Source organism: Streptomyces sp. NBC_01445 (assembly GCF_035918235.1).
Lineage (GTDB): Bacteria > Actinomycetota > Actinomycetes > Streptomycetales > Streptomycetaceae > Streptomyces.
Map to the genome: position 1 here is coordinate 10,145,017 of NZ_CP109485.1, position 25,817 is coordinate 10,170,833.

The 25,817-nt window shown below is 68.1% G+C and carries 25 protein-coding genes and 8 pseudogenes; 15 read left to right on the top strand and 18 right to left on the bottom strand.

Annotated elements, in window-relative coordinates; all coding sequences use genetic code 11:
* Positions 1-271 precede the first annotated feature (271 nt).
* Positions 272-1,465, top strand: a complete 1,194-nt coding sequence (locus tag OG574_RS46520) for a lipase family protein (RefSeq protein ID WP_326778222.1) — start codon at positions 272-274, stop codon at positions 1,463-1,465.
* Between the two features lie 67 nt (positions 1,466-1,532).
* Here OG574_RS46520 and OG574_RS46525 read toward each other — a convergent pair.
* The 4 genes and pseudogenes from OG574_RS46525 to OG574_RS46540 form a co-directional block, all read right to left on the bottom strand.
* Positions 1,533-1,664 (bottom strand): annotated as a pseudogene (locus OG574_RS46525) (IS256 family transposase); the annotation flags it as partial.
* Between the two features lie 200 nt (positions 1,665-1,864).
* The gene (locus OG574_RS46530) at positions 1,865-2,137 is read right to left on the bottom strand and encodes a hypothetical protein (RefSeq protein ID WP_326778223.1); all 273 of its coding nucleotides are present in this window, start codon (positions 2,135-2,137) and stop codon (positions 1,865-1,867) included.
* A 185-nt stretch (positions 2,138-2,322) separates the two neighbouring features.
* Positions 2,323-2,436 (bottom strand): annotated as a pseudogene (locus tag OG574_RS46535) (PPOX class F420-dependent oxidoreductase); the annotation flags it as partial.
* 360 nt (positions 2,437-2,796) lie between these two features.
* Complete coding sequence (locus OG574_RS46540; protein WP_326778224.1) at positions 2,797-5,772, bottom strand: helix-turn-helix transcriptional regulator; 2,976 nt, start codon at positions 5,770-5,772, stop codon at positions 2,797-2,799.
* A gap of 148 nt (positions 5,773-5,920) precedes the next feature.
* Between OG574_RS46540 and OG574_RS46545 the strand changes: the two genes are divergently transcribed.
* Both OG574_RS46545 and OG574_RS46550 read left to right on the top strand, forming a co-directional pair.
* Positions 5,921-6,286 (top strand): transposase, encoded by a 366-nt coding sequence (locus OG574_RS46545; protein ID WP_326778225.1) that lies wholly within the window; start codon positions 5,921-5,923, stop codon positions 6,284-6,286.
* 287 nt (positions 6,287-6,573) lie between these two features.
* Positions 6,574-7,281, top strand: coding sequence for a carbon-nitrogen hydrolase family protein (locus tag OG574_RS46550; RefSeq protein WP_326778226.1), 708 nt, complete (start codon positions 6,574-6,576; stop codon positions 7,279-7,281).
* 12 nt (positions 7,282-7,293) lie between these two features.
* Here the strand turns inward: OG574_RS46550 and OG574_RS46555 are convergent.
* Together OG574_RS46555 and OG574_RS46560 are read right to left on the bottom strand one after the other, a co-directional pair.
* Positions 7,294-8,014, bottom strand: a pseudogene (locus OG574_RS46555) (IS5 family transposase); the annotation flags it as partial.
* 92 nt (positions 8,015-8,106) lie between these two features.
* Positions 8,107-9,129, bottom strand: coding sequence for a DMT family transporter (locus OG574_RS46560; RefSeq protein ID WP_326778227.1), 1,023 nt, complete (start codon positions 9,127-9,129; stop codon positions 8,107-8,109).
* A gap of 156 nt (positions 9,130-9,285) precedes the next feature.
* Between OG574_RS46560 and OG574_RS46565 the strand changes: the two genes are divergently transcribed.
* Entirely contained in the window at positions 9,286-9,738 is a 453-nt protein-coding gene (locus OG574_RS46565) for an Lrp/AsnC family transcriptional regulator (RefSeq protein WP_326778228.1), read from the top strand.
* 148 nt (positions 9,739-9,886) lie between these two features.
* Positions 9,887-10,579, top strand: coding sequence for a hypothetical protein (locus OG574_RS46570; RefSeq protein WP_326778229.1), 693 nt, complete (start codon positions 9,887-9,889; stop codon positions 10,577-10,579).
* Here OG574_RS46570 and OG574_RS46575 read toward each other — a convergent pair.
* Positions 10,576-11,667, bottom strand: a complete 1,092-nt coding sequence (locus tag OG574_RS46575; protein WP_326778230.1) for an IS630 family transposase — start codon at positions 11,665-11,667, stop codon at positions 10,576-10,578. The genes OG574_RS46570 and OG574_RS46575 overlap by 4 nt on opposite strands.
* A gap of 180 nt (positions 11,668-11,847) precedes the next feature.
* Here OG574_RS46575 and OG574_RS46580 point away from each other — a divergent pair, with 180 nt between their 5' ends.
* Positions 11,848-12,354 (top strand): DinB family protein, encoded by a 507-nt coding sequence (locus OG574_RS46580; protein ID WP_326778231.1) that lies wholly within the window; start codon positions 11,848-11,850, stop codon positions 12,352-12,354.
* Positions 12,355-12,366: 12 nt separating this feature from the next.
* On the opposite strand, the pseudogene OG574_RS46585 reads toward OG574_RS46580, so the two are convergent.
* Positions 12,367-12,885, bottom strand: a pseudogene (locus OG574_RS46585) (IS5 family transposase); the annotation flags it as partial.
* Between the two features lie 87 nt (positions 12,886-12,972).
* Positions 12,973-13,688, bottom strand: a pseudogene (gene arsM, locus OG574_RS46590) (arsenite methyltransferase).
* Positions 13,689-13,806: 118 nt separating this feature from the next.
* Between arsM and OG574_RS46595 the strand changes: the two are divergent.
* The 4 genes and pseudogenes from OG574_RS46595 to OG574_RS46610 all read left to right on the top strand — a co-directional run.
* Positions 13,807-14,169 (top strand): MarR family winged helix-turn-helix transcriptional regulator, encoded by a 363-nt coding sequence (locus OG574_RS46595; protein WP_326778839.1) that lies wholly within the window; start codon positions 13,807-13,809, stop codon positions 14,167-14,169.
* On the top strand, positions 14,166-15,599 hold the full coding sequence (locus tag OG574_RS46600; protein WP_326778232.1) for an MFS transporter: 1,434 nt from the start codon (positions 14,166-14,168) through the stop codon (positions 15,597-15,599). The genes OG574_RS46595 and OG574_RS46600 overlap by 4 nt, the downstream gene beginning before the upstream one ends.
* Before the next feature lie 33 nt (positions 15,600-15,632).
* The gene (locus OG574_RS46605; protein WP_326778233.1) at positions 15,633-15,926 is read left to right on the top strand and encodes a DUF1330 domain-containing protein; all 294 of its coding nucleotides are present in this window, start codon (positions 15,633-15,635) and stop codon (positions 15,924-15,926) included.
* Between the two features lie 94 nt (positions 15,927-16,020).
* Positions 16,021-16,625, top strand: a pseudogene (locus OG574_RS46610) (transposase); the annotation flags it as partial.
* A 76-nt stretch (positions 16,626-16,701) separates the two neighbouring features.
* Here the strand turns inward: OG574_RS46610 and OG574_RS46615 are convergent.
* A complete protein-coding gene (locus OG574_RS46615) occupies positions 16,702-17,439 on the bottom strand; it encodes a dienelactone hydrolase family protein (protein ID WP_326778234.1) in 738 nt (245 codons plus the stop codon).
* 197 nt (positions 17,440-17,636) lie between these two features.
* Here OG574_RS46615 and OG574_RS46620 point away from each other — a divergent pair, with 197 nt between their 5' ends.
* Entirely contained in the window at positions 17,637-18,554 is a 918-nt protein-coding gene (locus tag OG574_RS46620) for an NADP-dependent oxidoreductase (protein WP_326778235.1), read from the top strand.
* Between the two features lie 77 nt (positions 18,555-18,631).
* Here the strand turns inward: OG574_RS46620 and OG574_RS46625 are convergent, their stop codons facing one another.
* Together OG574_RS46625 and OG574_RS46630 are read right to left on the bottom strand one after the other, a co-directional pair.
* Positions 18,632-18,877 carry a DUF2283 domain-containing protein gene (locus tag OG574_RS46625; protein ID WP_326778236.1) on the bottom strand — a complete coding sequence of 82 codons (246 nt, stop codon included), beginning with the start codon at positions 18,875-18,877 and terminating at the stop codon, positions 18,632-18,634.
* 68 nt (positions 18,878-18,945) lie between these two features.
* Positions 18,946-19,606 (bottom strand): annotated as a pseudogene (locus tag OG574_RS46630) (transposase family protein); the annotation flags it as partial.
* Between the two features lie 73 nt (positions 19,607-19,679).
* Between OG574_RS46630 and OG574_RS46635 the strand changes: the two are divergent.
* Positions 19,680-19,934 (top strand): transposase family protein, encoded by a 255-nt coding sequence (locus OG574_RS46635; RefSeq protein ID WP_398379683.1) that lies wholly within the window; start codon positions 19,680-19,682, stop codon positions 19,932-19,934.
* 146 nt (positions 19,935-20,080) lie between these two features.
* Here the strand turns inward: OG574_RS46635 and OG574_RS46640 are convergent, their stop codons facing one another.
* Positions 20,081-20,623, bottom strand: coding sequence for a DUF6368 family protein (locus OG574_RS46640; RefSeq protein ID WP_326778237.1), 543 nt, complete (start codon positions 20,621-20,623; stop codon positions 20,081-20,083).
* A gap of 281 nt (positions 20,624-20,904) precedes the next feature.
* Here OG574_RS46640 and OG574_RS46645 point away from each other — a divergent pair.
* Both OG574_RS46645 and OG574_RS46650 read left to right on the top strand, forming a co-directional pair.
* Positions 20,905-20,991 (top strand): annotated as a pseudogene (locus OG574_RS46645) (IS21-like element helper ATPase IstB); the annotation flags it as partial.
* A 306-nt stretch (positions 20,992-21,297) separates the two neighbouring features.
* Positions 21,298-22,092, top strand: coding sequence for an IS5 family transposase (locus OG574_RS46650; RefSeq protein WP_326771325.1), 795 nt, complete (start codon positions 21,298-21,300; stop codon positions 22,090-22,092).
* Here the strand turns inward: OG574_RS46650 and OG574_RS46655 are convergent.
* From OG574_RS46655 to OG574_RS46675, 5 genes are all read right to left on the bottom strand, one after another.
* A complete protein-coding gene (locus OG574_RS46655; RefSeq protein ID WP_326771326.1) occupies positions 22,040-22,567 on the bottom strand; it encodes a hypothetical protein in 528 nt (175 codons plus the stop codon). The genes OG574_RS46650 and OG574_RS46655 overlap by 53 nt on opposite strands.
* Before the next feature lie 116 nt (positions 22,568-22,683).
* The gene (locus OG574_RS46660) at positions 22,684-23,097 is read right to left on the bottom strand and encodes a hypothetical protein (RefSeq protein WP_326778238.1); all 414 of its coding nucleotides are present in this window, start codon (positions 23,095-23,097) and stop codon (positions 22,684-22,686) included.
* 60 nt (positions 23,098-23,157) lie between these two features.
* Entirely contained in the window at positions 23,158-23,832 is a 675-nt protein-coding gene (locus OG574_RS46665; protein ID WP_326778239.1) for a hypothetical protein, read from the bottom strand.
* 296 nt (positions 23,833-24,128) lie between these two features.
* Entirely contained in the window at positions 24,129-24,806 is a 678-nt protein-coding gene (locus OG574_RS46670) for a GGDEF domain-containing protein (RefSeq protein ID WP_326778240.1), read from the bottom strand.
* Positions 24,807-24,898: 92 nt separating this feature from the next.
* Positions 24,899-25,072, bottom strand: a complete 174-nt coding sequence (locus tag OG574_RS46675) for a hypothetical protein (RefSeq protein WP_326778241.1) — start codon at positions 25,070-25,072, stop codon at positions 24,899-24,901.
* A 3-nt stretch (positions 25,073-25,075) separates the two neighbouring features.
* Between OG574_RS46675 and OG574_RS46680 the strand changes: the two genes are divergently transcribed.
* Complete coding sequence (locus OG574_RS46680; protein WP_326778242.1) at positions 25,076-25,603, top strand: hypothetical protein; 528 nt, start codon at positions 25,076-25,078, stop codon at positions 25,601-25,603.
* Positions 25,604-25,817 lie beyond the last annotated feature (214 nt).

Here is a 25,817-nt window from a genome sequence, read left to right on the forward strand (position 1 = left end):
AAGTGTTCCCGAGGAGAGGCCACGAATGGCCGTGATGTCGCCATGCGTCCGGCGCGGCAGCTCGGCTTGAACGCGGCCAGGCCGCCTACGCGACATCAGCCTTTCTGGTGATCGTCGTGCTGGTCCTCCTCCCATCCCGGAGGATGACGAGAGGATGCACCACACAACGACCGCACGCGCGGCGTGACCGTTACACGAGAACCGCCCGGGAAACCGGGACAAGCTCGCCTTATGGAATGGGGTTGCGGTGCGTCGTTCTGTTGTCACCGGCTTGATCGGCATTGCCACGCTGGCAGCGGCGGTCCTATCTCCTGCCGCGGTTTCCGCCGCGCCTGCCAAGGCTGCCGCGCCAGCAGACTTCTACCAGGCGCCGTCGCCACTGCCGGCCGGTGAACCTGGCGCGGTCATCCGGACCCAGCCCGCGACGGTTGTCGCGACCGCGGTGACCGCAACTGCCACTACGGTGATGTACCACTCCCGCAACGCCCAGAACGCCGACATCGCGGTCACCGGCACGGTATTTAAACCGACGCTGCCGTGGCTCGGTGCCGGGTCCCGGCCGTGGGTGGATCTCGCGGTCGGCACCCAGGGTCTGGGGCAACAGTGCGCGCCGTCCAAACAGTTCGTCGCCGGCACTGAACAGGAACTCGAACCGGTCGCGGCGCTGCTGGCGAAGGGCTGGGGTGTCGTTGTCAGCGACTACGAGGGTTACACCACCGGTTCCACCCCCACCTATGTTGCCGGAGTCTCCGAGGCGCACACCGTCCTGGACATGGCCCGCGCGGCTGCCTCGATCCCCGGGACGGGCGTCTCGGCGGCAACCCCTTGGGCCACGATGGGCTACTCGCAGGGTGGCGGCGCGTCAGGCTGGGCGGCGTCGCTGGCCCCTTCCTATGCTGCGGACCTCAAGCTGATCACCGATGTGTCCGGCGGTGTGCCGGCGGACGTCCGGAACGTGGCCGAATCCCTGGACGGCAGTGTCACCGGCGAGGGCCTGCAGCTCTACGCGCTGATCGGCCTCCAGCAGGCCTACCCCGGCCAGTTCCCACTGGATGACTCCCTCAGCGCTGCAGGCAAGGCCACCGAGGCGTCATTGAAAACCCAATGCGTCGTGCAGACCCTCGCCGGTTACCCCTTGAAGAAGTTCAGCGACTACTCGACGGGCGCGACGATTCAGCAGTTCGACGCACAACCCGGTGTCGCCTCCGTGTACGCGCAGAACAACCTGATCACCCGGCCGGCACCGACCGTACCCGTGCTGCAATACCACGGCGCCCTAGACGAAATCATTCCTATCGGCCAAGCTCGCGCCCTGAACCAAGCTTGGTGCACCGCAGGCGTCCGCACGGTCTTCACCGTCGTACCCGCAGATCACATCGCCGGCGAAACCGCCGGCCTACCCGCTGCGGTCAGCTGGCTGTCCGACCGGTTCGCCGGGCGGCCCGCGCCGACCACCTGCTCATAGCGCTCACCCAAATTACGCCGCAGATGGTCGGCGAGCTTGCGGATCGACCAGCACGTGGAGGGTTTTATGACAGGCCGTGCAGGTAGAGCAGAGGCAGCACCTCGCTGATGTTCGGGGGCTTGCGGCACCAGTGCGGCAGGATCGCCGAGGAGAATCGCTCGCGCTCGCCCGACTGCCCGTCGATCTGCTTGCTTGGAACGCCTATCAGGGAGACCGCTGACCGGGACACCCTCGTGCCATGAGAGCCGACACGCCGCCTCGCAGGCCAGGCGCGGTTCCGGCACGCACAGCCCGAAGAGCGGGTGAGGCATGACGAACCGGCCCCGGCACGCCCTTGAGGGCGCGTCGGGGCCGGTTCCGGTTCGGATCGCCGCCACCCCTATGGGCGGGTGCCTGGTGTCAGCTACGGGGGTGGCGGTGGCACTCCTGATGGGCGGGTTGCCAGACGCGGGTCCACTGGCCGGGGTGCCAGCGGTGATGCCGATCCCGGAACGCTGGGTGCCACTGCCGTGCCCAGTGGCCGGCTACCTTCACGCAGTGGTGCGACGCCACCGGCGGCCGATGGTCCTGAGGAGCGGCCGACGCGGTGCCGCCCGTGCCGACGACCGCGCCCGCGGCCAGGGCCACCGTCGCCGCCCCCAGGGCCGCGGCCCTCTTCAATCCGTTGATCATGTTCAGACCTTTCCGTACGAACCGTGGCTGATGCCCCGGCACTGCCCGGACCTTGTGGCCGGGCACGCACTGATCCTCACCCTCCGACACTGACAAATCACCGCAGAACACCAGCTCTTAGGAAATACAGATCAATTTCTCATTCGACCCAAATAGTCATATACGCGCGTCGATGGTGTAGTGCCCCACACATCGCCGCCCTGCACATGCAGCGCCGCTCGCAGGTCGCGGCGTAGGTGCCCCACCTTGATGCGATCGGTGGTCGTCGAGAACCACACAATGCGGGGATCGGAGTCCCATGTATGGCCTCGGTGGCGCCGAGCGTGACGACCACGCCGCGGACTGTGTCCGTCACTTGTCGGAAGCGCCCCACGTCGTCGTGTGCATGGCGTTGGTGGTGCACTTGGCGGCCGTGTTGTGGCGCGCATGAGTTCGTCGACCTCGAGAATGACGCGCTGAAAGACGTCGGCGTGATGACTCGAGTGCTGCGGCCGTTGCGGAGCACACAGCACGGGAACTGCCCCTGGTGAACCAGGTCGTGGCCCTTTGCTCGTGAGTATCCAAACGCCTTGGACGCCTCCTCGACGTTCCCGGTCCCGCCCAGGCGGCCCGGATGTGCGTGGGGCTGGACCGGGCATCGCGCATCGCGCTGTGGCTACTCAGCCCGACGCGCTGGTCTCCGGCTCGATCAGGCCCTCGCGGTATGCGATGCCGACGGCCTCGGTACGGCTCGCGGCACCCAGCTTGGCGAGGATGTTGGAGACGTGGACGCTTGCCGTCTTGCCGCTGATGTACAACTCTTCGCCGATCTGGCGGTTGGTGCGCCCCCGGCCGAGCAGCCGCAGCACCTCGCTCTCCCGGGCGGTCAGGTCGGCGATCTCCCCGGCGGCCGGTGCTTTGGCGAGACGGCCGCGTCGTACCAAGGTGTCGAGCGCCTCGCGCAGCGGGACGGCGCCGAGCCGCACGGCCGTGTCCCGGGCCGCATGTGCCTGCTCGGCCGCCTCTTCGCGGCGGCCGGCGGCGAGCAGGGCCTCCGCGAGCCGCCGTCGGCACCGGGCGAGTTCGTATGGTTCGCCGTAGCCGAACGCGGTCACGGCCCGCTCCCAGGCGGCGACGTCCGGGCCGGTGGCGGCGCGTACTCCCTCGGCTTGGGCGCGGGCCAGCCAGGCCAGGCCCTCGGGTCCCTGCTCAGTGCCGTCTTCGCCGTGGGCCGCCGTGGTCCGGGCCAGCTCCACGAGCTCGGCCGCGCTGTCCGTCCAGCGACTGGTGCGCGGCGCGTCGCCAGCCAGTCGGGACTCCTCCGCCGCGTCCGCGACGGCCGACAAGGTGAGCGCGGCCAGCCGGACCACGGCGTCGGGCCTGTCGGAGCCCGAGCCCTCCGTGAGTGCGTCGACCGCGGTGCCCATCTGCCGTACACAGTCCTCGGCGTCACCGCGCAGCGCCGCGGCGTCGGTCAGCACGATGCTCGCGACGAGCGAGGCCATCCAGTCCGGGGGGCCGTCGAGCAGTGCACGGGAGCCACCGACCGCCACGTCGAACTCGCCGCGCGCCAGGGCGACGTACAGCGCGGGTGCGGTCGCGAACCCGGACGTGGCCGTGAGGAGGGTGACGTCGTCGGCGGCCGTTCGCGTGCACTCGTCCCAGCGGCCCAGCGTGTAGAGCAGCAGGGATTGCAGATAGCGCAACTCCACGGCGTACGGCGAGGAGAGGAGGCCGGCACGGCGGGCGCGGTCGAGTCCGTCGCTGATCCAGGTCAGGCACGGGTCCATTTCGCCGCACTCGTAGCAACCGATCGCCAGGTTGTACAGCGCCCGCATCTCCACCTGGAGATTCCCGGCGGTGCGGGCCAGCTCACGGGCTCTGAGGAGCTGCTCCCGACCCTGCGGAGTACGCCGGTTGTGCGCCTCGAGACCGACCAGCGATATCACCAAATCGGCCTGGGCGTCAGCAAGTCGGAGCCCCTCGGCGATGTCCAGGGCCTGGCGGGCGACACGTTCGGCGTCCTCGTCACGGCCCACGTAACGGGCCGCCATGACGTGCGTCGCGGCCGCCCACACCCAGGTGCGCGAGGGCGGCTCGGCCGGGATCAGCCCGAGCGCCTCGCTGCTGTACGCGAACGCAGCCTGAAGATTGTCGATCCGCATCAGGTTGCCCGCGAGGGTGTAGCGCACCCGGGCGGCAAGTTCGGAGTCGGCCTCCGAGCCCGCCCGCGCGAGCGCGGAGCGAGTGAGCTGGACCGCGCGATGGGGTTCGCCGGCGTGTGCGGCGGCGGCCGAGGCACGCAGGGTGAGAGTGACGGGGTCGCTGTGCTCGGGGTGCGCGGAGGCGTCCACCACGGCCCACAGTTCGAGCGCGGTCTCCAGGTGCCGCAGTTCTTCGGCGGGTGCGCGGAGGCGCTGTGCATGGTCGGCGGCTTCGAGGGAGGCTGCCAGCGCGTCGGCCAGGTCGTGGCTCGCGCGTGAGTGATGGGCCCGCTCCGCCGCACTGTTCGTCGAACGGCCCTCGCCAGCGAGGAGCGCCGCGAACACCCCGTGCAGCCTGACCCGTTCGCCGGGCAACAGATCCGCGTACACGGCCTCGCGGGTGAGAGCGTGCCGGAAAGAGTACGTCGCGTCGTCGTCGGTCACCAGCAGCTGGTGACCGACCGCCTCGCGCAGCGCCGACTCCAGCTCCTCCTGCGGCAGTTGCACGGCGCCACGCAGCAGGTCGTGCCCGACCCGGCGCCCCGCCACAGCCGCCGTGCGCAGGACCTGCTGGGCAGTCTCGGTCAGCTGCTCGATCCGGATGAGCAGGACGTCGGCCAGGCCGCTGGGCAGCGCGGCTGAGTCCGCGCCCTCGTCGTCCTCGGGCAGCGCGGCGAGCAACTCCTCGGCGTAGAAGGCGTTTCCCTCGGCGCGGTCGACGATGCGGCGAACCGTGCTGTCGGAGACAGGGCCGGTGCGTTGCGCGTACACGAGCCGGGCCACGTCCGCGTCAGCCAGCGGGTGCAGTTCCAGCCGGTCGACGGCGGGCAGCCTGACCAACTCGGCGAGCAGAGGCCGCAGCGGGTGACGGCGGTGCAGATCGTCCGCGCGGTACGAGGCGAAGACCGCGAGCCGGTGGCGCGGGCCGCCAGGCGTGGGCCGCTGCAGGACACCCCGGCTGAGCAGAAAGCGGAGCAGGTCGCGAGAAGACTGGTCCGCCCAGTGGAGGTCCTCAATGACCAGGAGAAGCGGGGCCAGGGCCGTCAGGTCGGCGAGGAGTCCAGCGATGCCCTCAAAGAGCTGGAGGCGGCTGCCTGCGTCGGCCGCGGGGCCGGCAGCCGCATCCGTGCCGATCAGGCGCTCCACCGCCGGGTACGCGGCGAAGGCCGGGGCAAACCGCTCGTCGGCGGCCGCAGCGCCGAGGATCTCCGTGAACGGGAGGTATGGCAGGCCGACGTCCCCGAGGTCCACGCAGCGGCCGGTCAAGACGGTCATGCCGGTGCCTGCGGCGTGCGCCGCAGCCACCGTCAGCGTGCGGGTCTTACCGACGCCAGCGTCCCCGGCCACGAGGACGGCGCGCGGGTCGCCGACCGCGGCCCGCTCCAGCACGCCGGTGAGCCGGGTGAGCTCGTCTGCCCGGCCGACGAACGGTGTATCGATTGTCTGGGCCACGGGTCCATCCAAGCACGCCCGGTCGGTACCGCTCGTGTGTCCCCGCTCCCCGACGTGCGAGGACGCGGTTCGGGTACCGCGAGGGAGACGTCCTGCTGAGGTTCCCCTCGTAGCGTGGAGTCCGTGACAGCAGGGGATGTTGGTTGTCATGGCGGAGAAGCGTCGAGTGTTCACGGCGGAGTTTCGTGAGGGGGCGGTACGCATCGTGACGGAGGCCGGGAAGCCGGTCCCCGAGGTCGCGGAGGACCTGGGGATCAACGAGACGACGCCGGCGAGCTGGGAATCTGCCAGCTCGGGCGAAGTGCGGAATCTCGACGCCTCGTCTGCGCTTGCCCGCCATGTGGCAGCCGCCGACGTGGACGAATGCGGGGTCGCGCGGCCGCAATCTGGCCGCCGCACCCCGTTCCCGCTCCGGTTGGCAACAGGTGTCAAGGGGCGGAGGGTAGAGATAGGGGATCAACAGAACTCGGGGGCCTCCACAGGACGCAGTCATCATGACCAGAACTGTGCGTAGACGAATCCCAGTGTTTGTGTGTGCGTCCGCCTTTACCTCAGCGCTTGCATTTTCGATAGCTGCGCCAACGGCGCAGGCGGCCCCTCAGGTTCCGGCACAGACCACCACGTCAAAGTCGCTACCGAGCAACTGGTGTGACGACAACCCAGGCCAGTGCGGCACCACTCCCCGCAACATCAACGATCCGGGCTACACCCCGGGCGTTAGGCAGTGCCTCTCCGATCATGAGATATAGCTGGGGCACCCTATGTGAGCCGGAAGGTCGTGGAGTGGCAGGATGAAACTCCATGAAGATCGCAGCAGGTCAGTTCACCTGCGTTCCAGCTGATGTGGCCGCCAACGTCCGACAGATGACCGTCCTCGCTGGCAAAGCCCGCGCACAGGATGCAGAGCTGGTGGTGTTCCCGGAGCTGGCTTTGACCGGGTACGAGCTTGAGGTCGTACTCGCCGATCCGGGTTTGTGGGCGAAGGCAGAAGACCCACGCCTGGACATGATCCGGGAGAGCGGTATTGCCACCGTCGTCAATTGCGTTGCAGCCACAGAGGGGCCACGGCCTGCCATCGAGACTCTGGTCTTCGGGGCCGACGGTGAACTGCTCACCACTTACCAGAAGCAGCGCCTGTTCGAGCATGAGCAGGACGCGTTCATGTCAGGGCGGCACGATGGACGATTCGAGCTCGGAGGAGTGCGCTTCGCGCTGGCTACGTGCAACGACAACCACTTTCCCGACCTGACTTCGCGTGGGTCTGCTGACGGGTGCCAGGTGCACCTGGCCAGTTCGCTGTACGGCACGGGCGGTGGAGTTGATGAACTCGCGACGGTCTATCCGGGCATCGCCAAAGACTCGAACATGTACGTCGTGCTGGCCAACCATGTCGGGCCGGCAGGAGGGTGGACCGGCTGCGGCCGTTCCTCGGTGTGGGCCCCGGGCGGCGCCCTCCTGGCGGAGGCTGACACTGAGACGGCCATGATCGTCATGGCCGAGGTTGGGTGAGCCCCGGTCGGCTCACGCCCGGAGCCAGATGATGACTGCGGCCGCGGTGACGGTGCCCAGGTAGACGTATCCGCGCTTGTCATAGCGGGTAGCGACGGCCCGGAACTGTTTCAGCTTGCCCGCTCCACGGTGTTGCGCTTCTTGTACCGCACGGAGTTGAAACCTGGTGGCCGGCCGCCCTGCGTGCCTCGGCGCCGGCGTCCGGCATGCTGGTCCTTCTTCTCCGGGATCACGTGTCGGATGCTGCGTCGGCGTAGGTAGGAGCGGATGGCGCGGTTGCTGTACGCCTTGTCGGCACTCAGGCTGTCGGGCGTGCAGCGAGGGCGGCCCGATCCGGTGCGGGGCACCCGAATCTGCTCCAGCACGGCCTCGAACTGGGTGCAGTCCGCCTGCTGGCCTGGCGTGATGACCAACGACAGTGGACGGCACCTGCCGTCAGCGGCGAGGTGGAGTTTGCAGGTCAGCCCGCCGCGGGAACGGCCGAGTCCTTCGCCTGCCGCACCCACTCCGCCAGCAGGTAGCGCAATTGAGCGCGCACGTGAACTGATCTTCCTGTAGCCCCTTTTGAGGCGGCCGACGGTGCGGGCGGCGCCTTCTTCGGGGCTCCGGCGGCATGCTGGTGTGCACGCACCGAGGTGGAGTCGACGTTGATGTTCCAGTCGATGTCCCCGTCGGCGTCTGCCCGGGCCTGGACGTGTTGGAGTACCCGATCCCAGGTGTCATCAGCCGACCACAGCATGTGTCGCGGATGATCACGGTTCTGCTCTTGGCAATTTGCCAGCCGTCCAACATCTGGCCCGGTGATTGACCGACCCCGTGACCAGATCAATTGGGATTCCCGGTAACTGGCGTCTCATCTGACCTGGTCGTCGCAGGTGACGGCTGGCCGCTCGGACCAGATGGTTCGAGACGGGACAGGTCGGTGACCGGGCTCGGCTCAGGAACCGCGGCCTTCTCGACGACTGTTCGGCGTTCGACCAGCCCGAGGGCCACACCGGCGACGATGACCACGCCACCGAGGACCTGTGCGAGCCGGAGTGTCTCCTTGTTGATCACCACGGCACCGAGCACGCCGAACACTGGTACCAGGTTGAGGATGTTGACCGCGACGCTCGAAGTCATCCTGCGCAGGCCGTAGTTGTAGAGGAGGAAACCGCCGACGGAACACGCCACGGCCAGATAGGTGAGCATCGCAGAGGCCGATGCGTCCGGCATCCGCCACTCGCCGATCTCCAGGAGTGAGGCGAGCAGGAAGCCAGCGGCGCCGGCCACTGTCTGGTGGTAGGTGAGGTTCACCGCGTCCTGGCCTCGACCCGCGTACTTGCCCAGCACGTTGTATCCGGCCCACATCAGCCCGCCGAGCAGGAGCAGCACGTCGCCGAACCAGCGTGCGCTGCCTCCGACTTCTGCACCGTTGCGTACGACCAGGAAGGCTCCCAGAGTGGCGAGCAGCACGCCGCCGACCCTGAGCAGCGGCATCCTGGTCCGGAGGAGCGCTAGCTCCAGAAGCATGGTCATCAGCGGATAGGTGGCCACGATGAGGGAAGCGTCCGAGGCCGTCGACAGCTCAACGCCGATGTTCTCCAGCACGAAGTAGGCCGTGATGCCGAGCAGGCCGCTCAGGTAGATCATCCGCCGCTGGCGGACATCCGGCGGGGCGGCCGGGTTGCGGCGCATCCGCGCCATGATCGCGAGCAGTACGGCGGCGATGGTGAAGCGGATTGCCCCGATGGTCAGCGGCCCGACGTCCGCCAGCACCTCCTTGGTCACCGCGTACGAGCTGCTCCACAACAGCGCGGCCGCCACGACTGAACAGATCGCCCACGCCCTCGTCTTCCGTTCCTCCACCGCTGATGCCCTCTCGCTCGGAACCCCCGACTCCGCCCTGACCGCGCAACAAAGAGGCGAATCATGAACGGGATTACGGCGAGTACGCTAGAAAACAATCCGGAAGAATGGCAAGCTTGCCGAAGATAATTCGGATCCTGAGAGGTGTGGCGGAATATGGACGAACTAGATTCGGCGTTGCTGCGGCTTCTGCAGCAAGACGGTCGGCGCACCAACCGGGACCTGGCAGACGAGTTGGGAATCGCGCCCTCCACCTGCCTGGAGCGAGTGCGCGCCCTCCGCGAGCGCGGTGTGCTGCTCGGATACCACGCTGAGGTCGACCTCCCCTCGCTCGACCGAGGGCTGCAAGCGATGATCGCCGTTCGGGTGCGGCCGCCGACACGTGTGGTCATTGAGCAGTTCAAAGCCTTCGTGGCGCGCATGCCCGAGGTGATCGCGGTCTTCGTGCTGACAGGCACCGACGACTTCCTGCTGCACGTCGCGGTTCGCGACACCGACCAGCTGCACTCCGTCGTTCTGGACAAGCTGACCGAGCGACAGGAACTCGCAGACGTACGCACTTCAGTGATCTACGGGCACCTGCGGAAGAACGTCATCGAGCCGATGTGAGCACCGGTTCGGGCGGGGCCGACCACCGGACCGGGAATCGGCATCCTCGGCGGACGCGGAGTGGGCGGAGGGGTGCGTTGTACGGCCAGTGATGCACGGCGGTCTCCCGAATCCCGGACCCAGGTGGCAGGAAGAGTCCGCGATCCCGGTGACGGAGGAGCAGAACCTGGCGAAGGAGGCCGTACGTACAGGTGAGGGCAGTGGGTGCAGTTCGCTCTTCGAGCCGGTCTTCTGCAGTGGCGGGGTGTCAACGCGCGAGGACCATCTCTGGAACGCGGCTGCTCTGCGCCTGCTCGGCGATGTCTACGTCTTCGTCGCGACGGGTCCGCGAAGCGACGGGGACTGGGCCTCGGACGCCCTTGCCGTGATGCACCGTACGGTCCGCGACCCCCGCGGCTGGACCGCGCTGGACTGGGACCGCGACAACGAAGTCCGGCAGATCCAGCCCGCCTATCCGTTCGATCCCCCGGCCGTCTCCGAGTTCCCCCGTCAACTCCATCCCCTCACGCCCGAGAGTGCGGTGGGACTGCTCGCCGTCATGACCGAGGAGTGGCAGTCGGAACCTGCCCCCGTACGATCCCGCCCTGACCGCGAGGCGGTGCTGACCGACGCCCGCAGCCTGCTCGCCCGCTACGGACCTCACACCCGCTTCTGGACCAATGCTGAGGCGGCGGCCGCCGACCCGGCGGCGGAATTTGTCACCGCGGGCCTGGCGAACACCCGCAGCCACGGCTTTGCCACCTCGGAGTACTACCGCGGACTCGACATCCTGGACGACGTCGGCCTGGTCGCCGTATCGGACGACGAGGTCGGCCTGTTCTGGTCGTTCGGCGCGTACTAGTGACCTGAGTCAGAGATTCGGTGGCAGTAGGCGGCGACTTTGTCGAGGATCTCGTCGGCCGTCTTCGTCCAGACGAAGGGTTTGGGGTGGTTGTTCCAGTCGGCCAGCCAGGCCCGGACGTCGCGTTCGAGTGCCTGGACGGAGCGGTGAACACCACGCTTGAGCCTCTTCTGAGTGAGTTCACCGAACCACCGCTCCACCAGGTTCAGCCATGAGGCGCTCGTAGGCGTGAAGTGCAGGTGGAACCGCGGGTGGGCCAGTAGCCACTTCTTCACACTGGGTGTCTTGTGGGTCGCGTAGTTGTCGAGGATCAGGTGCACCTCGAGTGTGGGCGGCACCGTCTTGTCGACCTTGGCCAGGAACTTCTTGAACTCGGTGGCCCGGTGCCGTCGGTGCAGGGAGCCGATGACTTTCCCGGTGGCCACCTCCAGTGCGGCGAACAGGGTTGTGGTGCCGGATCGGACGTAGTCGTGACTGCGGCGTTCGGGCACCCCCGGCATCATCGGCAGTACCGGCTGGGACCGGTCCAGTGCCTGGATCTGTGACTTCTCGTCCACACACAGCACCAGAGCCTTCTCCGGCGGATCCAGGTAGAGGCCGACGACGTCACGGACCTTGTCGATGAAGTGCGGATCCGTGGACAGCTTGAAGGTCTGCGACCGGTGGGGGGCCAGGGCGAACGCCCGCCAGATCCGCGAGACGGCCGACTGGGACATCCCGGTTGCCGCCGCCATCGACCGGGTTGACCAGTGCGTTGCGTTCTTCGGTGTCTCCTGCAGTGTCTTGACGATGACGCGCTCGACATCCGCGTCGCTGATCTTCCGCGGAACACCCGGACGTGGCTCGTCGCACAAGCCGTCCAGGCCGTGCTCGAGGAAGCGTCGGCGCCAGGTACGAACGGTGTCCGGTGCGACTTTCAGCAGCCGTGACACCTCCATGATGGAGTGGCCTTCCGCACACACCAACACGATCCGTGCCCGTTGCGCCAGGGCCTGCGCCGTCGACCGGCGCCGTAACCACCCTTCCAGAACAGCCCGTTGGGCATCGGTCAACGACAACGGCGGAATCCTCGGTCCAGGACGACTCATACCCAACTAACGACAAACCTCTGACTCAGGTCACTAGGGCCTGTCCGGCGGATCGTGCCGGGCGGCCCACCGGCGGCGAATCGCGGTAGCGACCCACCGGACAAGGAGCTCGGTGGGGGAGGTTGGGCCCGTCGTTAAATACCTCGACATCGAGCGCGGTGATCGGGGACGCTTCGCGCGATGACAAGAATCGACGACACGCCGCCCGCGTGGGACGAGCGCACCCAGCTCACCACGTTTCTCGACTACGCACGTGACACTGCCCGCACCAAGTGCGATGGCGTCTCGGCGGAGAACGCACGCAAGGCGCTCCTGCCGGGCTCACCGCTGATGACCATGAGCGGAGTGATCAACCACCTCCGCTGGGTCGAGTACTACTGGTTCCAGGTGGTCTTCCTCGGCGAGGAAGACCGGGGTCCCTGGACCGAGGAGGACCCCGACCGCGAGATGCGTGTCGCCGTAGACTTCCCGCTCACGCAGTTGCTCGACGAATACGCGGAACAGAGCGCCCGCTACCGCGAACTGGTCACCGGGAATGGCCTGGACAAGCAGGCCCAGCGAGCCGTCCGCAACGGCCTCCACGTCGACCTGCGCTGGATCCTCCTCCACCTCACCGAGGAGACAGCCCGCCACAACGGCCACCTGGATATCCTGCGCGAGATGCTCGACGGCACGATCGGCGACTAGATCCGACGGAGATCACGGACGGAGCCAGAGTCGGATCGACGCGACGGTGACGGTGCCGTGGAAGATGTAGCCGCGCTTGTCGAACCTCGTGGCCACGGCCCGGGAGTTCTTCAACGCGTTGATCGTTCGCTCGACTTCGTTCCTTCGCTTGTAGATCGTCTTGAAGAAGCCTGCGGGCCGGCCGCCCTTGCTGCCCCTTCGCTGGTGGTTGGTCCGCTGGTTCTTCGGTTCGGGGATGGTGTGCTTGATCTGGCGCCGTCGCAGGTAGCGGCGGTTGCGGCGGGACGAGTACGCCTTGTCGCCGCCGAGATGGTCGGGCCTTGTGCGCGGGTGTCCGCCGCCGAGGCGCGCGACATGGACGCGGTCCATGACCGGGATGAGCTGCGGAGCGTCGCCCCACTGGCCCGGAGTGATCAGCAGGGCCAGGGGGCGGCGTCCACCCTCACCGGCGAGGTGGATCTTGCACGTCAGGCAGCCCCGGGAGCGCCCGAGCCTCTCGTCGGGGCGGTGCTGCCGGGGCGTGCGTCTTTTCCCAGCACCCGTGGCGGTTTCCTACGAGCGGCGTCCCGCAGACGTTGGCTCTGTTCCGCCGTGAGCACCGCCCCTTGGCCGGGCAGTTCAGGCGAGCGTAGGGCGGTCGGATACGTCTGAGCCACGGCGCGTACAAAGAACTTTGGCGACCGCGTGGGTGGGGCTGAGTTCGATGTCGGTGAACCCGGCGGCTTCGAGGCCCTGGCGGTACTCGGCGAAGGAGGGGGCTCCGGCGATACAGCCGACGTAGTCGCCGCGCTCGGCACGCTGATCGGGGGTGAGGGTGTCGTCGGCGACGACGTCGGAGATTCCGATCCGGCCGCCGGGCTTGAGGACCCGGATCATCTCGGCGAAGACGGCGGGCTTGTCGGTGGACAGGTTGATGACGCAGTTGGAGATGACGACGTCGATGGTGTTCGCGGGCAGCGGGATGGCCTCGATGGTGCCCTTGAGGAACTCGACGTTGGTAGCGCCGGCCTTCTGCTGATTCTCGAGCGCGAGGGCGAGCATCTCCTCTGTCATGTCGAACCGTACGCCTTGCCGGTGGGACCGACGCGGCGAGCGGAAAGCAGTACGTCGATGCCGCCGGAGCCGAGGTCCAGGATGCGTTCGCCTTCGTGGAGGTCGGCCACCGCGGTCGGGTTGCCGCAGCCGAGGGAGGCGGCGAGGGCCTCAGCGGGCAGGGTGTCGCGCTCGTCTTCGGCGTACAGGGTGGAGCCGAAGTTGTCGTCGATCTCGATGGCCTCGGGTCCGCAACAGGCGGTGCCGCCCGCGCCAGTCGACCATTTCCATAAACTATGAATATAAAAATGCTATGCTTCGAGCATGAGTCGTCAAGACACCGCTCCTGGCGCGTCCGCCGCCATCGGGGCGGCCCTCTACGCCCTGGCCACCAGGGCTGCGAGACGCCTGCCCCGGGACATGAGCCTGACGTCCGCCGCCACCCTGGCCACCCTGGACCGGACGGGCCCGCGGCGCATCACCGATCTGGCCGCGGTCGAGGGCGTCACCCAGCCCGCGATGACCACCCTGGTCCGGGTGATGGAGGAGTCCGGCCTGGTCGAGCGGCGGGGCGACGCGTCCGACAAGCGGGTCACGCTGGTGTGCCTGACCGAGGCCGGTGCCTCCTATGTCCGGACGCGGCGCCAGGCGGGCGTCCACGCGTTCGAGCGGTTGATCGGCAAGCTCACCGGCGACGAGGTCGAGGCGCTGGTGGCGGCCCTTCCGGCGCTGAGGCATCTGACCGAGCTCGAAAGCCAGGACCGCGAAGGGCCGAAGCGGTGACCGGGCAGCCGGTCGGCGGGGTCGCGGCGAAGGCGTTCCCGGCGGCGCGTTCCGAGGCGCGGCTGCTCGTCCCCGCCCTGATGTTCATCGCTCTGGTCGTGTCCGCGGTCGCCAGCCTCGGGACGCCGCTCATCACCAGCGTGGCGACCTCGTTCCACGTCCCGCTCGGCAGCGCGCAGTGGACGCTGACCGTCGCGCTGCTCAGCGGCGCCGTCGCCACGCCGGTCCTGGGCCGGCTCGGAGCCGGCCCGCACCGGCGGGCCACGATCCTCGCCACGCTGGCGGTCGTCGTCGCCGGCAGCGCGCTCACCGTGCTACCACTGCCGTTCGCGTGGCTGCTGGCCGGCAGGGCGGCCCAGGGCGTCGGGCTCGGGCTGACGGCGCTGATGATGGGCGTGGCCCGGGACCACCTCCCCGAGGAGCGCAGCGCGGCCGTGATCGCCCTGATCTCGGTGGTCTCGATCATCGGGGCCGGCGTCGGCTACCCGCTGGCCGCACTGCTCGCCGAGCTCGGCGGGGTACGGGCCGCCTACAGCCTCGGCCTGGTCGTCACCGCCGCCGCCCTCCTGACCGCGTGGCGCTCCATGCCCGAAGCCCCCGAAGGCCGCTCCGCCCACGTGGACGTGGCAGGCGCGGTCGTCCTGGCCGCTGCGCTGGTCCTGGTGCTGTTCCTCGCCGGCGAACGGAATCTGTGGAGCCGGCACCTCGCCGTGGCGGCGGGCCTCGCCGTCGTCGCGGTGGTGCTGCTCTGCGTCTGGGCCGTCATCGAGCTGCGCAGCACGACGCCCCTGGTCGATGTGCGGGCGGTGCGGCACCCGGTGGTCGCCGGGGCGAACCTCGCCATGTTCGTCGGCGGGATCGGCATGTACCTCCTGCTCACGCTCATCACCCGGTACGCGCAGACGCCGCACGGCGCCGGCTACGGCTTCGGGCTGACAACCTTCGTCGCCGGGCTGGTCCTCATCCCGTTCTCGGTGCTGGGATTCGTCGCCGGCAAGCTCACGCCGCGGGTCCGGACGCGGATCGCCGACCCCCTGCTCCTGGCCGGCAGCGCCGTCGTGGTCGGCGGCGGGTTCGCCCTGTTCGCGGCGGCCCGGTCGGACCTGGCCGAACTGTTCGCGGCGATGGGCGTGCTCGGCTTCGGCGTCGGCGGCTTCTCGGCCGCGATGCCCGGCGTCATCCTGGCCGTCACCCCCAAGAGCGAGACGTCGAGCGCCATGAGCTTCAACTACGTCGTCCGCAGCGTCGGCTACTCCATGGGCAGCGCCATCGGCGGCCTGATCCTCGCCGCGGGCACCGGCCCCGGCCACCTCTTCCCCGACGACAGCGCCTACACCACCGCGGCGCTGGTCGGCATCGGCGCCATGGCGATCACGACGCTGACAAGCCTCGCTCTCGCCCGCCGACGCTCGTCCGAGACCAACCCGTAAGTCAGATGCACTCATCCCACCACTGGAGGTTCCATGCCCAAGGGCTACTGGGTCAGCGCCTACCGCACCATTTCAGACCCTGAGAAGCTGGCTGCTTACAACAAGCTGGCCGGTCCGGCCGTCGAGGCCGGGGGCGGTCGGATCCTCGCCCGTGGCAGTCGGGTCGTCGCGCATGACGCCGGAATCGCCGAGCGCACCGTCCTGATCGAGTTCGACAGCTTCGAGCAGGCCGTCGCGGCGCACGAGAGTGCGGCCTACCAGGAGGCGCTGGTCGCCCTCTCCGACGGCGTCGAGCGCGACTTCCGCATCGTCGAAGGCACCGACTGACCGAGGTCCAGTCGGATCTTCACTGAAGATCCACCATGGTTTTCGCTGGTGCGGCTGCTGGTGTGGCGGGGTTCGTGGGTGCTCGTGCTGGTCGTGGGCGGCTGTCTTCGGTCTTGATCGTCTGTCAGCGGTCGAGTTCGAGGTTCGTCAGGACGAGCAGGGCACGTCACCGAACCCCGTGGCGGCGGTGATCGACTCCCAGTCCGTCAAGGTCGCGGCCACCGTCCCGCGCTCCACGTCCGGATACGACGCCGGAAAAAGACGCCGGGCCGGAAGAGGCACATAATCGTGGACCTCAAAGGGCTCCCGCTGTTCGTGATGGTCACTCCGGCCGACATGCACGACAGCGTCGCCACCCGTGAAGCCTTCTTCCGGCTCCGGCTGATGCACCCCGAAATCACCATCGTCTGGGCCGACTTGGCCTACGCGGGCACCCCCGTGGCCTGGGCCAAGTCCATCCTCCACCTGACGATCAAGACTGTGAGCAGGCCCAAGGGCGCCAAGGGCTTCGTGATCTTGCCGAGGCGTTGGGTGGTAGAGAGGTCACTGGCTTGGTTGTCGCATGCGCGTCGGAACGTGCGCGACTACGAGACCCGGCCTGAGCACTCCGAGGCGGTGCTTACCCTCGCCTCGATCACGCTCATGACCCGCAGGCTCACCCGGCCCGCCGTCCAGGCCAACGCATCCATGCCCCGATCTGCCGAACCCGTCCACGCTGCTTGAGGCGTCCCAGGCATGACGCCGACCAAGCCTGGTGCCAGCATGTTTGCCTGGGTCATGCCCCCAGATCCTCCGTCACGGGCAGGCACTCGGCGAGCAGGTCGACGACGTCGCGCCAGGCTCGCTGCGCGTGCCGTGGGTGGTAGCCGACGCCGGGGACAACGGGGTGGTCGACCGGCGGATGGTGGAAGGCGTGCAATGCGCCGCCGTAGACCGCGAGGCGCCAGTCGACGCCCGCGGCCTGCATCTCAGCGGTGAACGCCTTGCGTTGCGCGGGCGGCATGATCGGGTCTTCCGACCCGACCCCGGCCCACACCGGGCACCGAATGCGCGCTGCCTCGCCCGGTCGGCCCGTGGTAGTTGCGTTGACTGTCCCGATCGCGCGCAGGTTGACGCCGTCGCGCCCGAGTTCCAGCCCGACGGCGCCCCCGGTGCCGTAGCCGACGGCGGCGATCCGGTCGGAATCGGTCCGCGGTTCGGTGCGCAACACGTCGAGCGCCGCATGGCCGATGCCCCGCATCCGGTCGGGGTCGGCGAGCAGCGGCAGGCAACGGGCCAGCATCTCCTCGGGATCGCTCAAATAGCGCCCGCCGTGAAGGTCGAAGGCTAGCGCTACATATCCCAGCTCGGCGAGAGCATCGGCCCGGCGGCGCTCGACGTCGCTGAGCCCCATGCCCTCTGGTCCGAGCAGCACCGCGGGCCGGCGGTCGACACCGGCCGGGAGCGCGAGGTGCCCGATCATCGTCAAACCGTCGGCCGGATACTCGACCGTACGCGTCGTAATCGTCGTCATGAGACTGGACTGTAGTGATCGTCGAGCCCGGTCCGGCCGCTGTTCTGCCGCTGGCAGAGTCCTCGATTCCCTGCTGACCGTGCCGCCGGGGGCGCGTGTGTCGGAGCTGGACTCGACGCCGACCAGCTGTTCACCTTCGTCTAAACACTCACCCGGAAACCAAAACCACAACACATACGAGGAAGAGGACAATCTCAATGAAAGCCATTGTGGTAACCGACCAGGCTGCGGGAACGGCCGGGATGACGCTGACGGAGCGGCCTGAGCCGCAGGCATCGATCAACGACGTCATCGTTCAGATTCACGCATCGGGCTTCGTGCCGACTGAGATGGAGTGGCCATCGACCTGGACCGATCGCGCCGGCCGTGACAAGACACCGTCGATCCCTGGCCACGAGCTGGCCGGAGTGGTCACCGCCCTCGGCTACGGCACGACGGGGCTGTCGGTCGGGCAGCGGGTGTTCGGCCTCGCCGACTGGCACCGTGACGGCACCCTGGCGGAGTACGTGGCGATCGAAGCACGCAACCTCGCGCCGCTGCCCGGCGACGTCGACTTCACGGTAGGCGCGTCCCTGCCAATCTCAGGTCTGACCGCGTGGCAGGGGCTGTTCCAGCACGGCCGCCTTCAGTCTGGCCAGACCGTTCTCGCTCATGGCGCGGCCGGGGCGGTCGGGACGATGGTGACCCAGCTCGCGCGTGAGGCCGGCGCTTACGTGATCGGCACCGGACGCGCCGCCGACCGTGAGAAGGCACTCGACTTCGGCGCGCACGAGTTCGTCGACCTCGAGAATGACGTGCTGGCAGACGTCGGCGGCGTCGATCTGGTCTTCGATGTCATCGGTGGCGACGTTCAGAAGCGGTCCGCTGCCCTGATCAAGGCTGGAGGAACGCTGGTGTCTATCGTCGGCCCGGTCGAGGCGCGACCCGCTGACGGCCTGGCGGTGGACTTCGTTGTCGAGGTCGATCGTGCCGAACTGGTTGAGATCGTGCAGCGGGTGCGGGACGGACGGCTGCGGACAAACATCGGTGACGTCTCGCCCCTCGACGATGCCGTCGCCGCCCTCAACCCGACCACGCGACGCAAGGGGAAGACGATCATCCGCGTTCGCCCGTGAGGACTCGGGGACAGTGAGCCTTCTCCAACCTGCTGCACGGCGCGCCGCGGTCGCCGCGAGCGCGGTGCTCGACTGTTTCATGCGCCATCGGTATCCAGTCGCTCCGCGGACTGGAGCAGGTACTCGGGCAGTTTGGAACTGGCCGCCAACACCTCGATGCCGATGAGGCGACCCTGCTCGTCGAAGTCGAGGTTGATCATGCCGTCGACGTCCATTGGATCGCAGGGATACGTGCGCGCCGACTTCACGCGGGCCTGCGGTTCGGTGAGGTATATGTACGCTGCGTCCACGGTCTGGTCGTAGGTGACTCTGACGTCTGCCACGGTGAGCGGGCTCCCTTGCTGTCGTTGATGGCGGCGCTGTCCTTGTCCTGCCTCCGGCCGTAGCGACCTCAGGCTGCCGTGGCGAGGTGCAAGACCAGCACCGCCTTGACGATGTCGGTGATACGGACGGTGCTGCAACGGAGCTTGCGCAGGAGCCGCCAACTCTTCAGGGTGGCGTTGGCCTGCTCTCTGACGGCTCGGATTCTGGCGCGGGAGGAGTTCACCGCCCGCTTCCCGGCTGGGAATGTTCTCCAGGGCCCTCGGTAAGGCACCGGGCCCGAACTCCCTGATATCCCTTGTCTGCCCACGTCCGGATGCCGGCTTGGGTGAGGGCTTCGATGATGCCGTGGGTACGTGGGCCTTGATGTCGTGGGCGGCACCCGGCAGGGCGGGTGAGACCCAGACCAGGCGTCCGAACGCATCGGCGATGACCTGGACGTTCATCCCGTGGCGCTTGTGCTTGCCAGAGTAGTAGGGGCGGTCGGCGGCAATGCGGTCGATGTGCAGCAGGGTGCCGTCCAGGATCACGAATGCCTTGTTGGCGGCGACGGTCAAGGCCTGCTGAAGGGTTGGGGCGAGGGCGGCCAGGATCTCAACCGCCTCGGCGATGTACCGGTAGACGGTGGCCAGCCCGATCCCGAAGCCGGCCGCGAGCTGGGCGTACGTGTGCCCGCAGCGCAGGTGGGCACGCGCGAGCAGGGCCTGTCTGTCAGCAGTCAGTCGGCGCCACGGGGGCATCGACGTCCTCGACGACCAGGCCCCGGACCTGCACGAAGTCCTGGCTAGGTGTCAGCGAGCTGGCATGACGCACGCGATCCTGGACGGCACGCTGATCGAATCAGACCGTCTCGCGGGCGTCCGCGAGAACGGCAACGACCTGTGGTTCAGCCAGAAACACAAGGCGTTCGGTGGCAACATCCAGTTCCTGTCCGCACCTGACGGCACCCCGCTGTGGGTCTCCGACGTCGAACCTGGCTCCACCCCGACATCACCACCGCGCGCACCTACGTTCTGCCCGCGCTCTACAAGTCGGCAGCTGACGGCCTGCCGACCCTGACGGACAAGGGCTACATCGGTGCGGGTGGCCTTTTTCACCAGTAGTGGCTCTGGCTCAACTTCTGTGACGCGGCGACGCTGAGCGGCGGCTGAGCTCTCCGGGCAGTAGGTGAAGTCGCTCGCCTGAGCCGGCTGGCCGAGTTCCGGCTACTTCAGCAGCCGGAAGCCGGGCTGCTGAGCCCATGCTCTGAGGAACTCCGCCGAACCGTAGGCGGCGGGCCGTGGATCGGTCCTCGTTGCGATGACGCCCGGAAGGTCGGCCACGATTGGCACCTGGTCCTCCCTCAGTTCGGCATTGACGACGCCACCGACCACATCCATAACGGCGGCGGTCAGCAGAGCCGTGACGACGTGGTCAACTGGAGGGTTGCAGAAGGCGACGACATCGACTGAGTGGGTCGGCGTGAAGCCGATGAAAGGCTCGTGATCGACTTCGTCGGCTTGCTCGGCCTCGAAGATGGACTCGTCGCCGATGCCGGGCCCCATGACGGAGACCAGGATGGGCCGCCGTCCGTCGACGCCCCCGGTGTCCGAGATGCCGAGGCTATCCGCGTGCAGGTTCAGGTCGTACTCGCCGACCCGCTTTTCCTCAAACCGTGCCGAGGAGCGAACCAGAAGGCCGCGGAGCCGCTGTATCACCGCGCGGGGGACGGCCTCCGCCAACTCGATCACCAACACCGGTCCACTCATAGCTCGGAGCCTAACCAGCCGGGACCACCCTCCCCACCGCATTAATCAGCGTGCACGCACCGCAGAAGTAGAGCCGGAACCCCCAGTAGCACCGTCGGTTGTTCACGGGTTTGGGAGGCACCCAGATCCACGGTTGGGTGATGTTCACGAATTTTTGACAGCGCTGGGGTACTTGCCAGGGCAGCATCGGGGTGCTTCTGGTGAAAGGCCCTGGTCATGCCCCAGATATCCAAGGCCGGAGTGTACGCGGCGATCCGGCGTGATCACCGTTCCGGCATGAAGTCGACCGCCTCACCTTCAACGGCACCATCATCGAGACCGGCACCGACTCATACCGCTTTGCCAGCACCCGAGCCCGGGCCAGCTAACTCACACCAAGGCCGGCGGCCGCCTCACCAGACCTCAGAAGCCGTATCTCAACCGATCATGGAACGTGTGGGTCGAACGGTTTTCCCGTCGGGGTGATCTTCCCGTTGTACGTGCATGAAGACAGGGCCTCTCGGTAGCTCGGGGATGCGAATCTAACCGAGCAGTGCCGGGAGGCCCTGGTGTCGTTGTTGTACGCGTCCGAGCCCGTTCAGTTCAACTCGGCTGCTCCATCGTGTGATTGCCTCGCGCATGTGTACGGCAACGCGGCCGACCATCCGGACCGGGAACGCCGGTATCCCTCGGACATGTCGGACGCGGAGTGGGCGGCCGTCCGGCCGCTGTTGCCGGTGCCGGCCTGGCTCCAGGGCCGGGGCGGGCAGCCCGAGGGCTACTGTCATCGACAGATGCTGGACGCCGTCCGTTATCTGGTCGCGGGCGGGATCTCCTGGCGGGCGATGCCCGTGGACTTCCCTGATTGGGGCCGGGTTTACGCCTTCTTCCGCCGCTGGCGCGAGCACGGGCTGATCGCAGAGTTCCACGATCGGCTGCGCGGACGGGTGCGTGAGCGGGAGGGCCGTGAGGCGGAGCCGACGGCGGGGATCATCGATGCGCAGTCGGTGAAGGCCGCGGCCTCGGTGCCGTCCGTCTCGCGCGGCTGGGACGGCGGGAAGAAGGTGGGCGGCCGCAAGCGGCACATCGTGACCGACTGCCTCGGTCTGCTCCTGGTCGTCGCGGTGACCGCCGCGAACGTCGGGGACCGGGATGCCGCGGTGGGCCTGCTGCAGCGGCTGCGCCGCCTGCACCGTGACATCTGCCTGGTCTGGGCAGACGGCGGTTACACCGGCGGCCTGGTCGACTGGTGCCGGCAGAAACTCGCGCTCACCCTTCAGGTCGTCAAGCGCACCGACGACACCACGGGCTTCGTGGTGCTGCCGCGCAGGTGGGTGGTGGAGCGCACGTTCGCGTGGTTGATGCATTCGCGCCGGCTGGCCCGGGACTACGAGACGTTGCCGGCCAGCAGCGAGGCGATGATCCGGTGGTCGATGGTCACGCGGATGGGGCGGCGTCTGGCACGGCCATGGGCCGCCGGGCGGCGCTGAACATCCCCGACGTCTCCTGCACGAGCCACCCGCGCTCCGCCAGGCGCCTGGCCTTCGAGCGCACCCCTTCGACCTTCGCCGACGTCGTTTGAAGGCCCAGCTCCACCGTGATTTCCTTGGCCTTCAGCGGTCCTTGGCCCGCTGGCTGCCGCTCGTCGAGCACGCCCAGGATCCGCTGGTAGTCCGGCGCCAGCACCGTCACCGGCAACCCTTCGCGCCAAGGTGGCACGATCGAGCCCGGCACGGGCGAGGGCACGGTTTCCTGCTCCGCCTCGGCCTCGGTCACGGCGGTGGTCTCCGCAGCCGAGGCTGCCAGGGCCTCGACCAGCTCTTCCCGCGCGATCACCCGCCGGTCCAGATCGATCTCGGCAGCCTCCAACACCCCAGACAACCGGGCGACTTCCTCCCGCAGCCCTTCCACCCGCACCCGGGCAGCCGTCTCCCGCTCCTCCAGCATTCCCAGCACCGACGTCATCGCGCACCCCTCGCTCACGGAGCGGAAACAAGACGCCGGATGCCTCCCTCATTCCGAGCGACACCATGCCTGACCAGCAGAAATCAAGCGATCCTGTTCGGTTGAGATACGGCTTCTCAGGGGGAGCCAGCCGACGGCCCATCAGGTCGAAGTGCGGCCTGCAACTCATCGAGAGACGGAGGACCGGGGTCACGGATGGGACGGCCAACGTCGGACGGCCAACCGGGACGGAAGCGTTCAACGTAATCTGCGAAGTCGTGACGCAGGTACCGAGAATCGGCCGGCTTCAGCCGGATCTGCTCGCGGCTGTCGACCCACCAGATCTCGAACTCACCGACGGTGCCTTCCGCTGGCCAGTCCTCACTCTGATCCGGAAGCAACGCAGCATCGACGAAGCCTCCGACGGTCAGGCCGATGTCCACAAAGATCCCGATCACGCCGGGCCGAGGAACGTTCACGACGGTGCCCTCGAAGACCTGCCCGAAGCGCAGACCCCTGCGAATCCGAACCCACTGGGCATCTGTCACCACCAACGCATCATCGCATCTTCGTCCGGATCGCGAGCGACTGACTTGGGCAGCAGAGTCCCGTTACGGACGCGGCGCCAACGGACCGTCTCCCAAGCTCGACACAGCGAGGATGGACGAGACAGCGCTAGGTGCGCGGCCCGCGAGCCAGACCGCGATCCGCTCCTTGAACTCGCGGTTGACGTAGGGACTGTCGCGAAGAGTGATCTGTTCCAGGTACTGCAGGATGTTCTCCGAGCGGTCCGGGTGGCACACCGCGAACACGTCGACGCCGATCTCGCCCGTCGAGGCAATGACGGACACGCTGCCGTCGAGAGCCATCATGGCGAAGCCCGGGTGGCCCGCGTGTATGCCGAGGAACGCCGATGCCGCGCCCCGGCCCATGATGTCCCAGTGGTCCAGGAGCCGAACCCGGGTCCAGAGCGTCGGTGCGGCGCTGCCGCTGTGCAGGTTCTGCACGGCGGCCCGGTGCGTGCGGGTGCCCTGTGGAAGCTGGACGAGGAACTCACGCCGGTCATCGAGAAGACCCGAGGAGACGGCGAGGTCGTACCAGTCCCCATTGAGCCGCTCGACGAGCCGTGGGGTGTCGTACCGGTGGGAGAAGCCGCCGGCCACGTCCTCGGCACGGTATCCGGCGACGAACGGCATCGTGCCGTCCGGCACGGCGTCTGGAATCACCTCAAGACCGGCCCGCCATAGCGGCCGGTACACCTTGCGGTCGCGCTCTTGGGTACCCATCGGTCACTGTTTTACCAGGCCGGCGCGCCAAGAATCCTCCGGCCCGGCGCTTGCCCGTTTCCCGACCTCCCGGATCGGACCGGTGCCCGGATCGGCCGCATGATCGGCCGGGCAGGCCCTAGCGGGTCACGCAGGGCGGGCGCTCCAGCTTCTGCCTACCGTGGATCCGGATCGAGCTCCGCTACGGCCAGAGCCGGGGCCTGTTTCCGGGTTCTTCCCGGCGAGGATGCAGGTGGCATAGGGCTGGCGAATCGTGATGCCGCGGATCCAGTCGCCCTCGGGCAGGGCGGCGATGCTCATGCGGCTCGCCCCCTGATTCCGGTTCCGGGGCGGCCGGCGCGGCGCCCGTTGATGGACGTGTGCGTTGCGTGCCGGGCGTCGGCGAGGACTGCGTGGCCGGAGTGCTTGCCGTCGTACAGGGCAGCGTCGGCGGCCTGCTGGAGCACGGACAGGTCGCGGGTGTTGAGGATGTCGGGCGTCGCTGCGCCGACGGAGGCGGCGACGTCGACGGTCTGCCCGTCGTCCACGTGCACCGGCGTTTGCAGCATCTTCATCAGCTGTGCGAGGCGGTCCTCGCGTCGGCCGCGGGGCGCCTGCAGGACGATCGCGAACTCATCGCCCCCGAGGCGGCCGAGGGCGGTGTGCGGGCCCGCCCAGGCGGTGAGCCGGGCTGCGGTCGCCGCGAGGACGGCGTCACCGGCCGCGTGGCCGAAGGTGTCGTTGATGGCTTTGAAGTGGTCCTGGTCGACCAGGACGACGGCTGTGTCGTCGCCGTGGCGGCGTAGGAGCTGGCGGGCCTGGGTGGTGTACGCGTCGCGGCGCAGCAGCCCGGTGAGGGGGTTGCGGCGGCTGGCGGCCAGGCGCCGGTGGAGCGTCACGGCGTGGACGGTCCAGCCGGCCAACGGCACGGCTGCGGTGGTCAGTAAGAGTGCGCGCTGCCCGATCCGGGTCTGTACGCGCAGGACGGAGTCCATACTGGGATTTCCCTCTCTCGTCTCGTACGGGGTGGGTAGGCCCGGGGCGGCCGACTGGTTTTCCGGCCTTTGGCGGCCGTCCCGGGGCGTAGCTACAGCAGCTCGGTGTCGGTGACGCGGGTCCAGGTGAAGGGCTCGCCCCAGGGGCCGGCTTCCGCCGCCGTCCAGTCGAGCTCCCAGCCAGGGCGCAGTCCGCGCGCTCCCCAGCGAGGCGATGCCGACCGAGGAGCGAACGCGCTCCAGCGGGTGTGGGGCCGGGTGTTCACCGGGTGGTCGCCTTGGTGGTGGCGATGAGGGCGGCGACGGTCTCCCAGCCGTGGTGCCAGGAGTGGTCAGTTGACTGCACTAACTCGGTGATCGGCTCGACTTGGCGTCGCTGCCAGCAGTTCCTCGACCGTCGACGGGCTCAGCGGCCCGAGAGCGAGTACCGCAAGCCGACCAAGACGGAGTGGTCGGAGTTCAACGAAAACTTCGACAAGCGCCGGGTCGAACTCGGCTCCTGCGGACCCTTACGGGACCCCCTGCCAGCACGAACACGCCTGCATCCGTTGCCCAATGCTCAGCGTCAACCGAAGATGTTGCCCCGCCTTGACGAGCTGGAGGAGGACCTCCTGGCCCGCCGTGAACGCGCCGTGGCAGAGGACTGGGGAGGCGAGATCGACGGCCTCGACCTCACCCTCACCCTCACCTTCCTGCGCAGCAAGCGAGAACAAGCCCGACGCTTCGAGCGAAGCGGTCCGGTCCCGCTCGGGCTGCCCACGATCCCTCATCAGGTCTCTCAGCTCACAGAAAGGTGATCAGGAGGGCGGAGACAAGGAGCGCTGTCTATGCAGGGCCTGATACGTCAAGTGCGTGCCGGTCATCCCCGCCGCCTTGAGCTCTGCGAAGCCCTTGGAGCCGATGCGCTCCAGGAGTGTCAGCGGGTTCGGATATTTAGATGTGCGGAATAGGGCAGGCGGGCCAGCCGAGATTCAGCTCGGCTGGATCGCGTGCCGCAGGGGGCGCAGAACG

Excerpts from the sequence above, each read along its gene's own strand:
- OG574_RS46530 (WP_326778223.1), bottom strand. The coding sequence starts at position 2,137 with ATGATCAACGGATTGAAGAGGGCCGCGGCCCTGGGGGCGGCGACGGTG.
- OG574_RS46545 (WP_326778225.1), top strand. The coding sequence starts at position 5,921 with ATGGCGGAGAAGCGTCGAGTGTTCACGGCGGAGTTTCGTGAGGGGGCG.
- OG574_RS46550 (WP_326778226.1), top strand. The coding sequence starts at position 6,574 with ATGAAGATCGCAGCAGGTCAGTTCACCTGCGTTCCAGCTGATGTGGCC.
- OG574_RS46565 (WP_326778228.1), top strand. The coding sequence starts at position 9,286 with ATGGACGAACTAGATTCGGCGTTGCTGCGGCTTCTGCAGCAAGACGGT.
- OG574_RS46575 (WP_326778230.1), bottom strand. The coding sequence starts at position 11,667 with ATGAGTCGTCCTGGACCGAGGATTCCGCCGTTGTCGTTGACCGATGCC.
- OG574_RS46580 (WP_326778231.1), top strand. The coding sequence starts at position 11,848 with ATGACAAGAATCGACGACACGCCGCCCGCGTGGGACGAGCGCACCCAG.
- OG574_RS46595 (WP_326778839.1), top strand. The coding sequence starts at position 13,807 with ATGAGCCTGACGTCCGCCGCCACCCTGGCCACCCTGGACCGGACGGGC.
- OG574_RS46605 (WP_326778233.1), top strand. The coding sequence starts at position 15,633 with ATGCCCAAGGGCTACTGGGTCAGCGCCTACCGCACCATTTCAGACCCT.
- OG574_RS46615 (WP_326778234.1), bottom strand. The coding sequence starts at position 17,439 with ATGACGACGATTACGACGCGTACGGTCGAGTATCCGGCCGACGGTTTG.
- OG574_RS46620 (WP_326778235.1), top strand. The coding sequence starts at position 17,637 with ATGAAAGCCATTGTGGTAACCGACCAGGCTGCGGGAACGGCCGGGATG.
- OG574_RS46635 (WP_398379683.1), top strand. The coding sequence starts at position 19,680 with ATGACGCACGCGATCCTGGACGGCACGCTGATCGAATCAGACCGTCTC.
- OG574_RS46640 (WP_326778237.1), bottom strand. The coding sequence starts at position 20,623 with ATGAGTGGACCGGTGTTGGTGATCGAGTTGGCGGAGGCCGTCCCCCGC.
- OG574_RS46650 (WP_326771325.1), top strand. The coding sequence starts at position 21,298 with ATGTCGGACGCGGAGTGGGCGGCCGTCCGGCCGCTGTTGCCGGTGCCG.
- OG574_RS46655 (WP_326771326.1), bottom strand. The coding sequence starts at position 22,567 with ATGACGTCGGTGCTGGGAATGCTGGAGGAGCGGGAGACGGCTGCCCGG.
- OG574_RS46665 (WP_326778239.1), bottom strand. The coding sequence starts at position 23,832 with ATGGGTACCCAAGAGCGCGACCGCAAGGTGTACCGGCCGCTATGGCGG.
- OG574_RS46670 (WP_326778240.1), bottom strand. The coding sequence starts at position 24,806 with ATGGACTCCGTCCTGCGCGTACAGACCCGGATCGGGCAGCGCGCACTC.